The sequence below is a fragment of the Cedecea colo genome, assembly GCF_011808225.1.
Lineage (GTDB): Bacteria > Pseudomonadota > Gammaproteobacteria > Enterobacterales > Enterobacteriaceae > Dryocola > Dryocola colo.
In genome coordinates this window covers 114,860-128,425 of the sequence record NZ_SOYS01000007.1, presented here as the reverse complement: position 1 = coordinate 128,425, position 13,566 = coordinate 114,860, and the positions used below count along the sequence as shown (strand labels likewise).

The window sequence follows — 13,566 nt, the reverse complement described above, 5'->3', positions numbered from 1 at the left end:
CCGCTCGGCGCAGCGCCATCCGACATATGCAAGCTTTATAACAGGTCCCGATTCATCATCACCCTGTCCGTTTTTGGTATTAGCAACCGCATCAACCCTTGTCACAATGGCTTCACACCTACCGACGAGGAGTCCGAAAATGTCCCGTTCCGCACTCATTAATATCGACACGCAGCAATCCTTTTTCCATCGCGATTACTGGAACGAAGAATACTTACCCGCTTTTCAGCGGGACATTACCCGGCTAATTTCCGGCTGTCAGGATTTGCATATGCCCGTCGTGGATATTTTTCACGAGGACGGCGACGGCCCGTTTGCGCGTGCTTCTGGCTTTGTAAAACCGATGCCTTTTCTGACCCATAAAGCGGCGGCAACTTTTGAGAAACATGTCCATAATGCGTTCACCGATACTGGCCTGGACCACTGGCTGCGCACGCGTAATATCAATCATCTGATTATCTGCGGCATTCGCACCGAGCAGTGTTGCGAAACCACCACGCGTGTAGCGTCGGATCTGGGCTATCGCGTTTCTTTTGTCAGCGAGGCCATGCTGACCTTCCCGATGGAGTGGAAAGGCGTTACGCTGGATGCCGCAACCCTGCGTCACCGGACTGAAACCGTGCTTGCCGGGCGTTTTGCGGAAATTCAAACCGTTGCCGAATGCCTGGAGTCTTTATCGTGAGTATTGGGGTCTGGTTCGTTGTCCTGCCTGGCGTGCTGTCGCTCGATCTCACGGGGCCTGCGGAAACGCTGGCGCTTGCCGGAGAGGCCTTTCAATTGCATTTCATCGGCCCGGACCCGCAGGTGATAACCTCAATCGGCCTGAGCTTTGGCGGCATTGAACCGCTGCCGGAGAGCTTGCCGCCCGGCAGCCTTCTGGTGCTGCCGGGCGTTTATGATTCCAGCCGCTTTTTCGATACGCCGCAGGCCGAAGCGGTGCGCCGCTGGCTTACCCGGCTGCAACCGCAGATTCACAGCCAGCGGTTCAATCTGATGTGCGTTTGTTCTGGTTCGCTGCTGGCCGCAAAGGCCGGGCTGATGAACGGCGTGCAATGCACCACGCATCACGATGTGCTGGCAAGGTTACGCGCCGCCGCTCCCGCCGCTCAGGTAAAAGATAACCGTATTTTTGTCGAAGACCGGGGCATCTGGACAAGTGCCGGGATCACCTCAGGAATCGATCTGACTCTGCATCTGATTAATCGCTATTGCGGGCCGAAGGCCGCGTTAGACGTGGCTCGCGAGATGGTTGTGTGGTTCCGCCGTTCGGGCGACGATCCGCAACTTTCACCCTGGCTGCGCTACCGTAATCATATTCATCCTGCCGTACATCGCGCTCAGGATTTACTGTCAGCAGCGCCCGAATACGCCTGGAGCGTACAGGCTATCGCCGATAAAGTACACGTCAGCCCGCGCCATTTATCGCGGCTTTTTCAGCAGTATCTGGGCATATCGGTGCGGGATTATCTGGAACAGCTGCGGCTTGCGGTTGCCGAGCAGCGTTTATTACAGGGTAGCCGCATGGAGCAGGCTGCCGTGGCAGCAGGATTTTCCTCGCCACGCCAGCTCCACCGGGCCCGCGCTCGTAACGCTTAGCTCACCAGCTTGCGGGTATCAATGCGCCGCAATCCCATCGATAGCAGTAAGCTACAGACCAGCGTTGCGCCGAAAATCCACAGAATATCCAGTACGGGCGAGCTGGTTAGCTGATAGCCATGCGTGCGCAGGAAATGGATTATCAGCGCGTGAAAACCATAAATCCCCAGCGAGTGACGCGAGATAAATGCCAGGCCCGGCAGCGGCCGTGAGTTGAGGCAGTTCTTCGCCAGAACCAGCAGGCTGATAGCGGCGATAAACACCAGCGGCCCGCAGTAAACGTAGAAGGTATCCGCAAAGTTACCGTTTACTTCCAGCTGGTTACGCGTACCCAGAGAAATCGACATCACACAAAGTGCGAACAGCCCTCCCGCCAGCGCGCTTATCCAGCCCTTTTCCGTTTCCAGCATGCCGATGGCCCTGCCTAACAGGCCATAAAGCACGTAATAAAACGTATCGCCGCGAATGTAGAGGTTGATTGGCAGCCATTTCACGCCCGCCAGAGTTTGCGGCACGGTGTTGGGATTAGCGACGACACCCAGCAACACCATCAGCCCGAGGATCGTCATCGCATTGGCTTTTTTAACCTCGATCAGCGGCGAAAGCAGGTAAATAACCATTATCGCGAAGAAAAACCACAGATGATAAAACACCGGTTTTTGCAGGATATAGCGCAGTGAAAGCCCGGCGCTAATCGGCGTGAAGAAGTGGATATAAATCAGCGCAATCACACTATAAAAAAGTAAACACAGCCCGATGCGCAGGAAGTGACGCTGCCGGGCGCTACGTTCGCCAAAAAACAGATAGCCGGAGATCATAAAAAATAACGGGACGCTGACCCGCGAGGCCGAATTCAGCACGTTCGACAAATCCCAACTAAAAGGAGTGACCACGCTCGCATTAGTAATATACCAGGTTGTGGTATGGATCATCACCACCATCAGGCATGCGATGCCGCGCAGGTTATCAATCCAGTTAATTTTTTGCTGCATTCGTTCCCCTGTAAAAATCTTAAAATATAAACCAGCAGCTTTTTCGCGTTTGCAGAAAGCCTGTCGCTCGTAAATAGTGAATAACAACAATAATTTTAACGTACCGATAACCTACGATGATGCCAGAAAAGAAAAATTGCTGCTGGGCGCTGGCCCTCACCGCTTTACTGTTAAACGCATGCAGCGCCGAACCGCAACCCCAGTTCGCCCAGCAGGCGCACCCGCCAGTGGTGCAAAACGCCGCAATGGTGGAAACCTGTAAACAAGAGGCGGCGTATCGCTATAACACCCGCGTTCAGCGAATCAGCGTTATCGATCTTAAGCAATATCAGGGAAGTTTTGAGATAAAGGGCAGCACCACGCGCCAGGAAGGTTTTACCTGCTCCTTTGACGAAAGCGGTCAATTCTTACACCTTTCGACGCTATAAAGCCGCAGCCGCTGGCAAACAGCCCGTTAAAGCGCGCGGATTCGGGCTGTATATCTTGCGGTCAACGGGTATACTGGCCGCTTCACTTTAAACCCACTCGAACGCGTGCGAAATCAACATGCAAAAGTTTGACACCAGGACCTTTCAAGGCCTGATCCTGACTTTACAGGATTACTGGGCCCGCCAGGGCTGCACCATTGTTCAACCTCTGGACATGGAAGTCGGCGCCGGCACCTCTCATCCAATGACCTGCCTGCGGGCTTTGGGGCCAGAACCGATGGCCACCGCCTATGTGCAGCCGTCCCGCCGTCCAACGGATGGCCGCTACGGTGAGAACCCGAACCGCTTACAGCACTATTATCAGTTCCAGGTGGTGATTAAGCCCTCTCCGGACAACATTCAGGAGCTGTACCTCGGGTCGCTTAAAGAGCTGGGTATGGATCCGACTATCCATGATATTCGCTTCGTAGAAGACAACTGGGAAAACCCGACGCTGGGCGCCTGGGGTCTGGGTTGGGAAGTGTGGCTCAACGGCATGGAAGTGACGCAGTTCACCTACTTCCAGCAGGTTGGCGGCCTGGAATGTAAGCCTGTTACCGGGGAAATTACCTACGGTTTAGAGCGTCTGGCGATGTATATCCAGGGCGTGGACAGCGTTTACGATCTGGTCTGGAGCGACGGTCCACTGGGTAAAACCACCTACGGCGACGTGTTCCATCAGAACGAAGTTGAGCAATCAACCTATAACTTCGAATACGCCGATGTGGATTTCCTGTTCTCCTGCTTCGAGCAGTATGAGAAAGAGGCGCAGCACCTGCTGGCGCTGGAAAACCCGCTGCCGCTGCCCGCTTACGAACGCATTCTGAAAGCGGCGCACAGCTTTAACCTGTTGGATGCGCGTAAAGCCATCTCGGTTACCGAACGTCAGCGCTACATTCTGCGTATTCGTACTCTGACCAAAGCCGTGGCCGAAGCCTATTACGCTTCTCGTGAAGCGCTTGGCTTCCCGATGTGCAATAAGAATAAATAACGAGGCTGGCATGTCTGAAAAAACTTTTCTGGTGGAGATCGGCACTGAAGAGCTGCCACCAAAAGCCCTGCGCAGCCTGGCGGAATCCTTTGCTGCGAACGTAACGGCGGAACTGGATGCGGCGAACGTCGCACACGGCGAAGTGAAATGGTTTGCGGCACCGCGCCGCCTGGCCCTGAAAATCGCCAATCTGGCCGCTTCTCAGCCTGACCGCGAAGTTGAAAAACGCGGCCCGGCAATTTCTGCCGCCTTTGATGCCGAAGGCAAGCCGAGCAAGGCCGCTGAAGGCTGGGCTCGCGGCTGCGGCATCACCGTAGATCAGGCAGAGCGTCTGGCAACCGATAAAGGCGAATGGCTGATGTACCGCGCGCACGTTAAGGGCGAAAGCGTGCAGGCGCTGCTGCCTGCGATGATCGCAACGGCGCTGAGCAAACTGCCGATTCCAAAACTGATGCGCTGGGGAGCCAACGACACGCACTTCGTGCGTCCGGTCCATACCGTCACCCTGCTGCTGGGCGAAGAAGTCATTCCGGCAACCATTCTGGGTATTCAGTCCGATCGCGTAATTCGCGGCCACCGCTTTATGGGCGAGCCGGAGTTCACCATCGATAACGCCGACCAGTATCCGCAGATTCTGCTGGAGCGCGGCAAAGTTATCGCCGACTACGAACAGCGTAAAGCCGTCATTAAACAAGGCGCTGAAGAAGCGGCCCGCAAAATCGGCGGCAATGCCGACCTGAGCGAAAGCCTGCTTGAAGAAGTGACTTCCCTGGTTGAATGGCCGGTGGTGCTCACCGCTAAGTTCGAAGAGAAGTTCCTCGCGGTCCCTGCGGAAGCGCTGGTTCACACCATGAAGGGCGACCAGAAGTACTTCCCGGTTTACGCGAACGACGGCAAGCTGCTGCCAAACTTTATCTTCGTGGCGAATATCGAATCGAAAGATCCGCAGCAGATTATCTCCGGTAACGAGAAGGTGGTGCGTCCGCGTCTGGCAGATGCCGAGTTCTTCTTTAATACCGACCGCAAAAAGCGTCTGGAAGATAACCTGCCGCGTCTGGAAACCGTGCTGTTCCAGAAAGAGCTCGGCACGCTGCGCGATAAAACCAACCGCATCGAAGCGCTTTCCGGCTGGATTGCCGGGCAGATTGGCGCCGACGTGAATCACGCAACCCGCGCTGGCCTGCTGTCCAAATGCGACCTGATGACCAACATGGTGTTCGAATTCACCGACACCCAGGGCGTGATGGGCATGCATTATGCGCGTCACGACGGCGAAGCCGAAGACGTGGCCGTTGCGCTGAACGAACAGTATCAGCCGCGTTTCGCGGGCGATGAGCTGCCGTCTAACCTTGTTGCGTGCGCGGTAGCGATTGCCGATAAGATGGATACTCTCGCGGGCATCTTCGGTATCGGCCAGCATCCAAAAGGCGATAAAGATCCGTTTGCTCTGCGTCGTGCCGCTCTTGGCGTGCTGCGTATCATCGTTGAGAAAAACCTGCCGCTGGATCTGCAAACCCTGACCGAAGAAGCCGTGCGCCTCTACGGCAGCAAGCTGACCAACGAAAAGGTTGTGGATGACGTTATCGACTTTATGCTGGGCCGTTTCCGCGCCTGGTATCAGGAAGAAGGACACAGCGTGGATACTATCCAGGCCGTGCTGGCGCGTCGTCCGACCAAACCGGCAGATTTCGATGCGCGTATGAAGGCCGTTTCCCACTTCCGTACTCTGGAAGCGGCGGCGGCCCTGGCGGCGGCTAACAAACGCGTATCCAACATCCTGGCGAAGTCTGACGAGCAGCTAAACGACACCGTGCACGCTTCGGTACTCAAAGAAGCCGAAGAGATCCGTCTGGCGACCAACCTCGTTGTGCTGCGCGACAAGCTCCAGCCGTTCTTCGCGGAAGGTCGCTACCAGGAAGCGCTGGAAGAGCTGGCTAACCTGCGCGAGCCGGTAGATGAGTTCTTCGACAAGGTGATGGTGAATGCAGAAGACAAAGAGCTGCGCATCAACCGCCTGACGCTGCTGTCTAAACTGCGTGAACTGTTCCTGCAGGTAGCAGATATCTCTCTGCTGCAATAAGCAACAGCCGCGCTAACAATAAACCCCGCGCCAGGCGGGGTTTTTTTATATCTACCCGCTACACCTGTTAGCGTACAACCAGCACCGAGCATTTCGCATGCCGAACCACCGCCGCGGCGTTTGAACCAAGCAGATAGGTCGACATACTGGGCCGGTGCGAAGCCAGAATAATCACATCAGCATCAATGTCATCGGCCAGCTGGAGAATATGATCTTTTGGCGTACCGCTCAGCACGTGCTTTTCAACCCGGCGGCCCGGCAGGCTGAATTTAGCGACGATATCGCCCAGCGATTCCATGGCGACCGTCTCCCTCCCTTTGATATCCGGCACGACCGAAGAGTAACCCAGACCGTAAGAGGCAAAATAGGTGTAATCGGGAATAACCGCGAGAAAGTGGATCGTAGCATCCTCCTGCCTGGCGTATGCTTCTACATGAGGGATAACCTGCTGCGTCAGTTCCATTTCCGAAATATCGACAGGAACCAGGATTTTCTTAGCCATACAGCCTCCTTATACTTGCCTGTTATAACCTTCTTTTAATTATGGTTAAGATTGGTGGTTTTAGTCGCGATACAGCTCCGGTTTCCGGACATTGCGGTTTCGCTTTTCGGCAAATAACGTTGGTCGACAACCAGAAACAACAAACCCCGCGTCATTGAGCGGGGTTTTGATTAAGGCAATTCAGGGTACAAAGTACAAAATTATTCCATCAACTGCTTACTGAGCATAGGATTCGCCTGGATCAGGCGCATCAGCTTCAGTTCGGTACTGGAGGGTCTGATTCGTTTTGATTCCCACTCCTGCACCATCGAGACACTGACACCCATCACGCGAGCAAAATCATCGATTTTTAGTCCTGTACTCTTACGGAGTTGCTCGAATTCAGAAAACGCGCTGGGTTTTTGTTTCAGGGTTACCGTCTGTTGTTCGCTTTTAAAAACTATCTGCTCGAGACTGCTAAGCAATTCAATCATTGGATCTTTATATTGCATTGAGGACTCCTCATAAATCACACATTGACCTCGTGAAGGTTAAGAAGCTTCTTAAGCGTAGTCTGAAAAAAGCGTGCTGATGATTCCCAGGGTAACTATTTTTACAAGCCGCGTTTTTTATGCGTTTCAGGTGAAAAGTTAAGCGTCGTAATCGGTTGAAAAACACGGCATAAAGGAATCTAAGTATAATTTTGTAAATGGTTATGCATTTATTGCGCCAGCGATGGGTATAAACCCAGCGCTGATAAAGGTCGCCTCATCCGACTTTTTGTGTCCTTTTATCCAGCCGGAATTAAACCCGCCCATTGTTGTGAAAAGGTATCTTGCGCGGACGGCCTGGACTATCATTAGCTACATTAGCGCGTACGCGTGCGCGCATTTGCATTGTTTGGTAAAAGGAGTAGAAAAGATGGCGACAGGTAAGTCCTGCTCTCGCTGGTTTGCGTCGCTTGCGGCGTTATTAATGGTGGTGAGTCTGAGCGGTTGTTTTGATAAAGAAGGCGATCAACGTAAGGCATTTATCGATTTCCTGCAAAATACGGCCATGCGTAGCGGTGAACGTCTGCCCGCGCTGACTGCCGATCAGAAAAAACAGTTCGGTCCACTGGTGTCTGACTACGCCGTTCTGTATGGCTTTTCTCAGCAGGTAAGCCAGGCGATGGACGACGGCATGAAGCCGGTAGTCGACAGCGTGAACAGCATTCGTGTTCCACAGGATTATATGAACCAGCGTGACGCCCTGCGTCAGGCGAACGGCTCCCTGAACGTGCTGGGTCAGCAGGTGCAGAACGCCAAAATGCAGGCGGACAGCGCTCGCTCCACCCTGAAACAGCCAGACGACCTGAAAGCCGTGTACGATCGGGTCTATCAGAAAGTGGTTACCGCGCCGGCAGATGCTATGGCTCCGCTGATCCCTGCGGCACAAACCTTTACCCAGCAGCTGGTTCAGGTGGGTGATTTTATCCAACAGCAGGGTACGCAGGTTAGCTTTACCGCAGGCGGTATCCAGTTCCCTACCTCTCAACAGGCCAGCCAGTACAATTCACTGATCGGCCCGCTGGCGTCGCAACATCAGGCGTTTATGCAGGCTTATTCAAGCGCGCAAAACGCAATGCAATGATGCGCACTCCCCGTCGCAAGGCGGGGATTTTCAGCTTCAGCCCTGTAGACGGCTGAAATAATTCTTGTCATCACCCGGTTAAATGTGCGTTAATGCCTGCATCGGTTTGACGCACAGACCTTTCAAGCAAAGCAGTCCTCCAGAAGTTATCGTAGATACCCTTCAAAGTGAGTTTCTCCTTTATCGCTTCAAAAATCTGTAAAGCATACCAATGCGCCGCAAGGCAAACTCTATTTAAAAGGTAATATCAATGTCTGCTAAAATGACTGGTCTGGTTAAGTGGTTCAACTCTGACAAAGGCTTCGGCTTCATCACTCCTGACGATGGCTCTAAAGATGTGTTCGTACACTTCTCTGCTATCCAGAACGATGGCTACAAGTCCCTGGACGAAGGCCAGAAAGTGTCTTTCACCATCGAAAGTGGTGCTAAAGGCCCAGCAGCTGGTAACGTAACCAGCCTGTAAGTTTTTCGCTTACTAGCAAAAATTCTAAAACCCGCCTCTGGCGGGTTTTTTCGTTTCCGGCGTTCAATAACCCCGTTACTTCCCGACCAGTCGCCGCGAATTATTCTCAATCTTCCCTGAAATACGTCGTTTTTGCATGGTGCGTGTCCAGCTGGTGGAAAGCCCTGCCGCTGACAGCAGGCGGTGATATTGCTCATCATCAAACGGCATATGCCAGGCGATAGCTATCGCTTCAGCGACGCTTACCTCACTCACGCGGGAAACCAGCTCCAGCGGCGATTCTGTAGAGACATTTCCTGCCATCACCACCCTGTACAACCAGCCGCAGTAGCCCGATTTTTGCAGCAAAGCCGCCATATCGCTGATACCAAAATGGTAGTTAAGCTTAAAACACGGCGAACGCGGCTGTGTGACCTGAATCAGGGCATCGCCCCAGCGGAAGATATCGCCGATGTAGACGTTTTTTTCCGCCAGGCCGTTAGTTGAAAGGTTTTCTCCAAAAGCCGGAGCGTTAAACTGCTCTGCCTGCTCAGGAAACTCCCGCGCCCAGTGGAGATAATGTTCGCGAGGATAATGACACAGGGCGCGGTCAGGCCCACCGTGAATCACTTTCTCGGCCTGCTGATCGCCTTCCAGCCCCAGTTCGGTCAGCCGTAGCTCGCCGTCGACCTGATATTTTGCAATTGCACTCGCCCGGCTGCCTTCATACTGACGAACTTTGCCGATATAAACCTGTAGCGGATAGTGCATCTGCTCCTCCCTGTTGTACAACGGATATAAAAAAAGCGAGCCATCAGGCTCGCCTCTCATCAGCTGCAAAGCAACTTATTTTTTAGCAGCAAAACGCGCGGCCGCTTCGTCCCAGTTCACAACTTCCCAGAACGCTTTGATGTAATCAGGACGTTTGTTCTGATACTTCAGGTAGTAAGCGTGTTCCCACACGTCCAGACCCACAATCGGGAAGCCGGATGCGCCAGAAATCGCTTCACCCATCAGCGGGCTGTCCTGGTTTGCGGTAGAAACCACGGCCAGTTTGTCACCTTTAAGAACCAGCCACGCCCAGCCGGAGCCGAAACGGGTAGCCGCAGCTTTTTCAAACTCTTCTTTGAATTTATCAACGCTACCGAAATCGCGCTCGATGGCCGCTTTCAGATCGCCCTGCAGGGTGGTGCCGGTTTTCAGGCCCTTCCAGAAGAAGCTGTGGTTAGCGTGGCCGCCCGCGTTGTTACGCAGTACGGTTTTCTTATCTGCCGGCAGCTGATCAAGCTTAGCGATCAGCTCTTCAACCGGCAGGTTTGCGAATTCTGGCAGAGACTCAAGCGCTGCGTTAGCGTTGTTGACGTAGGTCTGGTGGTGTTTAGTGTGATGGATTTCCATCGTTTGTTTGTCGAAGTGTGGTTCCAGAGCGTCGTAAGCGTAAGGCAGGGATGGCAATGTATAACTCATGTTCATCTTCTCCACTATTGTTGGGCGGCTTAAGATCTGTTATTGCCGCGTAATCAGTTGGTTCATTATAGTTAATTAAATGATATTGAAAATGTTTATCAATGCCGTAGTTTCTATAAGGTTATAACTTTTTGGCAAATATAAGAAAAAACGAGACTTGTCAGCTTAATAAAACGCAGCGCCAGCTCGTCTCACGCCTTTTCTGTCCGCATGCCTGTTAGAAAAAAATAAAAAACTGTGACCGGCATCGTTTCCACTCGCTGAATTTTGCCAGAATCGCTGCCACCACGGCAGCACGCTAAAGGTCAGTCCGTTGCTCGCCCGATAGAATTCACAACGTTGGGGTAGCGTGCGGTCACCCCTGCGTTTTAATAAAACTAAAGGGAAAGAGAATGAGTAACGCGATAACGATGGGCATACTTTGGCATCTGGTGGGTGCGGCAAGCGCCGCCTGTTTCTACGCCCCCTTCAAGAAAGTGCAGCGCTGGTCCTGGGAAACCATGTGGGCCATCGGCGGCTTCGTCTCCTGGATAGTTTTGCCCTGGCTGGTCGGTGCAATTCTGCTGCCTGACTTCCGGGCTTACTACGGCTCCTTCAGCATTTCTACGCTGCTGCCCATCTTCCTTTTTGGTGCGATGTGGGGCATCGGAAATATAAATTACGGCCTGACGATGCGCTATCTCGGCATGTCGATGGGCATTGGTATTGCTATTGGCATCACGCTGATCGTCGGCACGCTAATGACGCCAATTATTGCCGGTAAATTCGACGTGCTGATTGGTACGCCCGGTGGGCGTATGACGCTATTGGGCGTGCTGGTCGCGCTCATTGGCGTGGGTATTGTGACCCGTGCCGGGCAGCTTAAAGAGCGCCAGATGGGTATCAGGGCCGAAGAGTTCAACCTGAAAAAAGGGTTAACCCTGGCGATCATGTGCGGCATTTTCTCTGCCGGTATGTCTTTTGCGATGAATGCTGCCAAACCTATGCACGAAGCCGCAGCAGCGCTGGGCGTCGATCCGCTATACGTAGCGCTGCCAAGCTATGTAATTATTATGGGCGGCGGCGCGGTGATTAACCTCGGCTTCTGTTTGATTCGTCTGGCAAAAGTTAAGGATCTGTCGATAAAAGCCGACTTCTCGATTGGAAAACCGCTGATCGTCGCCAACGTGCTCTTTGCCGCGCTCGGCGGGCTGATGTGGTATCTGCAATTTTTCTTTTACGCCTGGGGCCACGCCAGCATCCCGGCGCAGTATGACTATATGAGCTGGATGCTGCACATGAGCTTCTACGTGCTGTGCGGCGGGCTGGTTGGCCTGATTATGAAAGAGTGGAAATCGGCGGGACGCCGCCCGGTTGGCGTGCTTAGCGTAGGCTGCGTCGTGATTATTCTCGCGGCCAATATCGTCGGCCTGGGTATGGCAAACTGATTAAGCTTCTGCGCAGTATCTTTGACGCCACATCCGTGGCGTCAAACCCGTCTCTTTGGTAAATACCACCGAAAAGTAATTACTGTCCTCAAAGCCGCAGCGCGTGGCGATCTCACTAATCAGCATCTCACTATGACGCAGCAAATCCTGCGCCTGGCAGATGCGTAGCTGGCGCAAATACTGGCTGATGGTCATCCCGGTTTGCTGGCGGAAAAGCTGGCGCAAATGTCGCTCCGCTACCTGATGCTGCTGGCAAAACTGCTGAAGTTCAAACGGGGTTTCCAGGCTTGAACCAAGGGCCGCCATCAACAAATCCAGCGTTTCACCGCTGTCTGGCCCAGCGGCATCCCGCGACTGATAACGATGGCGACGCAGCAAAATACAAAGCTGCAGAAACAGGCTTTCCGTCAGGCAAAGCGAGAGCGCGTCCTGCTTCGGGCTTTCATGTTCCAGTTGGCCAATGATCTGCCGCGCCTGCGCCATACCGTAGCTGCTGAGTCGCCAGCGCGGATCGTTGCCTGCGACCGTTTGCCGGTGCAGCAAATCGTCCCAGTCGACGTTGAGCTTCAGCCTTTCCGGGCAGTAGATAATGTTATGCAGGACGAGATCGTTAACCGACTCATAACTATGACGGTCTTCAGCGCGGATATAAAACAGATCGCCGCAGGTGATGCGCCAGGACCGGCCGTTAAGCACGTGCAGCCCGTTGCCGCGCCAGACCAGCACCAGCTCGCAGAAATCATGAGAATGTTCAGCAAAGACATTTTGCGGATAGCGGTCCGCCACCGCCACGGGCTGGGAGGTAGAAGCAAAAAAATCCGCCTTTTTTAACACCAGATGACTGCCCACCGCATGCGCCTCTTTACCAGAACAGCCGGAAAGTATTGGCTTTTTTGGCGCAAAAAACGGTGATTGCCTTCGCGATTACTGAATTTGCGTGTCCCGCCCCTGACGAATTTCGCGTGGCGACCAGGAAAACTCGCGTTTAAACAGCGTTGAGAAGTGGTTACTGTCGCCAAATCCGCACTGGAAGGCGATTGCCGTAACGCTTTCTTCGCCGTGGCGCAGCAGATGGCGCGCTTTCATCAGGCGTAAACGATTGAGATAGCGCTGCGGCGTTAAGCCGGTTTGTTGTTTTAGCTGGCGATGCAGCGTGCGCAGAGAAAGCGTGAACTGCGAGGCCAGCCGATCCCAGCAAATCTCCTCGGCGTAATGGTCTTCGAGCCAGGCCATCAGCTGATTCAGCCGGCCTTCCGCATGCGTCGCCCCTTCCATCATGCTGCCTTTGCGCAGCAGCACCAGCAGCTGCATAAACAGAATCTCGCGGTTAGCAACGGCGTGGGTATCCATGCTCTCACCGACTTTTTCAAACTGTTCTATCAGCCCGCGCACCTGCTGCAATACCGGCTGGTTCACCCGCCAGTGCGAGGGATAATTGCCGTCCTGCTCCTGCGGTAGCAGCTTATCCAGCCCTGACAGAAAGCAAAACGCATCCGGCGCGCGGTACAGGATATTGGTCAGACAGAGATTTTCGGTGTGCTCATACAAATGGCGATCGTGATCGCGCACGAAGCACACTGAACCGCCGCTCAGCGTGTAAGGCTGGCCGTTAAAAACGTGGGTGCCGGTGCCGTGTTCCACAATCACTATTTCATAAAAATCGTGGTGATGTTCTGGAAACGCCGCCTGCGGCAGGCGGGGCTCAATCGCCACCGACGCTTTTCCTGACGGGAAGAAATCAAAGCCATGCAATATTGTCATTCTCGCACCCACCACCCTTATGAACAGTTGCCTGATAGTAGATAACGATCCTCAGCCGCACCTTAAACTTTCGACACGAAATCCGTTAAATACCGTCCGTTTTTTAAGAAACCGAGGAAATTATCCGGAAATGCGGGAAGCATCACAGGCCGCATATGACGGGCGCAAAAGAGAATTTGTGATATCACTCACGCTCACCTTTGCTTCTTTGCCAGCGCGGGATAAGCATT

The 13,566-nt window shown here is 53.6% G+C and carries 15 protein-coding genes; 8 read left to right on the top strand and 7 right to left on the bottom strand.

Going from position 1 to position 13,566, the window contains the following annotated elements; translation table 11 throughout:
• The first annotated feature begins 139 nt into the window (after window positions 1–139).
• Window positions 140–682, top strand: coding sequence for an isochorismatase family protein (locus E2L00_RS15260; protein WP_167613097.1), 543 nt, complete (start codon window positions 140–142; stop codon window positions 680–682).
• On the top strand, window positions 679–1,596 hold the full coding sequence (locus E2L00_RS15255) for a helix-turn-helix domain-containing protein (protein ID WP_167613096.1): 918 nt from the start codon (window positions 679–681) through the stop codon (window positions 1,594–1,596). The genes E2L00_RS15260 and E2L00_RS15255 overlap by 4 nt, the downstream gene beginning before the upstream one ends.
• On the opposite strand, the gene E2L00_RS15250 is transcribed toward E2L00_RS15255, so the two are convergent.
• Window positions 1,593–2,588 carry an acyltransferase gene (locus tag E2L00_RS15250; RefSeq protein ID WP_167613095.1) on the bottom strand — a complete coding sequence of 332 codons (996 nt, stop codon included), beginning with the start codon at window positions 2,586–2,588 and terminating at the stop codon, window positions 1,593–1,595. The two genes, E2L00_RS15255 and E2L00_RS15250, sit on opposite strands and share 4 nt — an antisense overlap.
• 116 nt (window positions 2,589–2,704) lie before the next feature.
• Here E2L00_RS15250 and E2L00_RS15245 point away from each other — a divergent pair, with 116 nt between their 5' ends.
• The 3 genes from E2L00_RS15245 (at window position 2,705) to glyS (ending at window position 6,126) form a co-directional block, all read left to right on the top strand.
• On the top strand, window positions 2,705–3,016 hold the full coding sequence (locus tag E2L00_RS15245) for a YsaB family lipoprotein (RefSeq protein ID WP_167613093.1): 312 nt from the start codon (window positions 2,705–2,707) through the stop codon (window positions 3,014–3,016).
• Between the two features lie 118 nt (window positions 3,017–3,134).
• Entirely contained in the window at window positions 3,135–4,046 is a 912-nt protein-coding gene (glyQ, locus tag E2L00_RS15240; RefSeq protein ID WP_167613091.1) for a glycine--tRNA ligase subunit alpha, read from the top strand.
• A 10-nt stretch (window positions 4,047–4,056) separates the two neighbouring features.
• Window positions 4,057–6,126, top strand: coding sequence for a glycine--tRNA ligase subunit beta (glyS, locus tag E2L00_RS15235; protein ID WP_167613089.1), 2,070 nt, complete (start codon window positions 4,057–4,059; stop codon window positions 6,124–6,126).
• Window positions 6,127–6,193: 67 nt separating this feature from the next.
• On the opposite strand, the gene uspF is transcribed toward glyS, so the two are convergent.
• Together uspF and E2L00_RS15225 are read right to left on the bottom strand one after the other, a co-directional pair.
• On the bottom strand, window positions 6,194–6,628 hold the full coding sequence (gene uspF / locus E2L00_RS15230) for a universal stress protein UspF (protein WP_167613087.1): 435 nt from the start codon (window positions 6,626–6,628) through the stop codon (window positions 6,194–6,196).
• A gap of 200 nt (window positions 6,629–6,828) precedes the next feature.
• Entirely contained in the window at window positions 6,829–7,119 is a 291-nt protein-coding gene (locus tag E2L00_RS15225) for an HTH-type transcriptional regulator (protein ID WP_167613085.1), read from the bottom strand.
• 409 nt (window positions 7,120–7,528) lie between these two features.
• On the opposite strand from E2L00_RS15225, the gene E2L00_RS15220 reads away from it, so the two are divergent.
• Both E2L00_RS15220 and cspE read left to right on the top strand, forming a co-directional pair.
• Complete coding sequence (locus E2L00_RS15220) at window positions 7,529–8,239, top strand: DUF3053 domain-containing protein (protein ID WP_167613083.1); 711 nt, start codon at window positions 7,529–7,531, stop codon at window positions 8,237–8,239.
• 250 nt (window positions 8,240–8,489) lie between these two features.
• Entirely contained in the window at window positions 8,490–8,702 is a 213-nt protein-coding gene (gene cspE, locus E2L00_RS15215) for a transcription antiterminator/RNA stability regulator CspE (RefSeq protein ID WP_121264842.1), read from the top strand.
• A gap of 75 nt (window positions 8,703–8,777) precedes the next feature.
• Here cspE and yiiM read toward each other — a convergent pair whose 3' ends face one another.
• On the bottom strand, window positions 8,778–9,452 hold the full coding sequence (gene yiiM, locus E2L00_RS15210; protein ID WP_167613081.1) for a 6-hydroxyaminopurine reductase: 675 nt from the start codon (window positions 9,450–9,452) through the stop codon (window positions 8,778–8,780).
• Between the two features lie 75 nt (window positions 9,453–9,527).
• Window positions 9,528–10,148 (bottom strand): superoxide dismutase [Mn], encoded by a 621-nt coding sequence (sodA, locus tag E2L00_RS15205; protein ID WP_167613080.1) that lies wholly within the window; start codon window positions 10,146–10,148, stop codon window positions 9,528–9,530.
• Window positions 10,149–10,540: 392 nt separating this feature from the next.
• On the opposite strand from sodA, the gene rhaT reads away from it, so the two are divergent.
• Window positions 10,541–11,575, top strand: a complete 1,035-nt coding sequence (rhaT, locus tag E2L00_RS15200; protein WP_167613078.1) for an L-rhamnose/proton symporter RhaT — start codon at window positions 10,541–10,543, stop codon at window positions 11,573–11,575.
• Here the strand turns inward: rhaT and rhaR are convergent, their stop codons facing one another.
• Both rhaR and rhaS read right to left on the bottom strand, forming a co-directional pair.
• Window positions 11,576–12,424 carry an HTH-type transcriptional activator RhaR gene (gene rhaR, locus E2L00_RS15195; protein ID WP_167613076.1) on the bottom strand — a complete coding sequence of 283 codons (849 nt, stop codon included), beginning with the start codon at window positions 12,422–12,424 and terminating at the stop codon, window positions 11,576–11,578.
• 75 nt (window positions 12,425–12,499) lie between these two features.
• Window positions 12,500–13,336: an HTH-type transcriptional activator RhaS gene (rhaS, locus tag E2L00_RS15190; protein ID WP_167613075.1), complete on the bottom strand. Its 837-nt coding sequence runs from the start codon at window positions 13,334–13,336 to the stop codon at window positions 12,500–12,502.
• Between the last annotated feature and the right edge of the window lie 230 nt (window positions 13,337–13,566).

Bases quoted from the DNA above. Each gene is read 5' to 3' on its own strand.
- E2L00_RS15260 (WP_167613097.1), top strand. From the start codon at position 140: ATGTCCCGTTCCGCACTCATTAATATCGACACGCAGCAATCCTTTTTC.
- E2L00_RS15245 (WP_167613093.1), top strand. From the start codon at position 2,705: ATGATGCCAGAAAAGAAAAATTGCTGCTGGGCGCTGGCCCTCACCGCT.
- E2L00_RS15225 (WP_167613085.1), bottom strand. From the start codon at position 7,119: ATGCAATATAAAGATCCAATGATTGAATTGCTTAGCAGTCTCGAGCAG.
- E2L00_RS15220 (WP_167613083.1), top strand. From the start codon at position 7,529: ATGGCGACAGGTAAGTCCTGCTCTCGCTGGTTTGCGTCGCTTGCGGCG.
- yiiM (WP_167613081.1), bottom strand. From the start codon at position 9,452: ATGCACTATCCGCTACAGGTTTATATCGGCAAAGTTCGTCAGTATGAA.
- E2L00_RS15250 (WP_167613095.1), bottom strand. From the start codon at position 2,588: ATGCAGCAAAAAATTAACTGGATTGATAACCTGCGCGGCATCGCATGC.
- cspE (WP_121264842.1), top strand. From the start codon at position 8,490: ATGTCTGCTAAAATGACTGGTCTGGTTAAGTGGTTCAACTCTGACAAA.
- glyS (WP_167613089.1), top strand. From the start codon at position 4,057: ATGTCTGAAAAAACTTTTCTGGTGGAGATCGGCACTGAAGAGCTGCCA.
- uspF (WP_167613087.1), bottom strand. From the start codon at position 6,628: ATGGCTAAGAAAATCCTGGTTCCTGTCGATATTTCGGAAATGGAACTG.
- glyQ (WP_167613091.1), top strand. From the start codon at position 3,135: ATGCAAAAGTTTGACACCAGGACCTTTCAAGGCCTGATCCTGACTTTA.
- rhaT (WP_167613078.1), top strand. From the start codon at position 10,541: ATGAGTAACGCGATAACGATGGGCATACTTTGGCATCTGGTGGGTGCG.
- rhaS (WP_167613075.1), bottom strand. From the start codon at position 13,336: ATGACAATATTGCATGGCTTTGATTTCTTCCCGTCAGGAAAAGCGTCG.
- sodA (WP_167613080.1), bottom strand. From the start codon at position 10,148: ATGAGTTATACATTGCCATCCCTGCCTTACGCTTACGACGCTCTGGAA.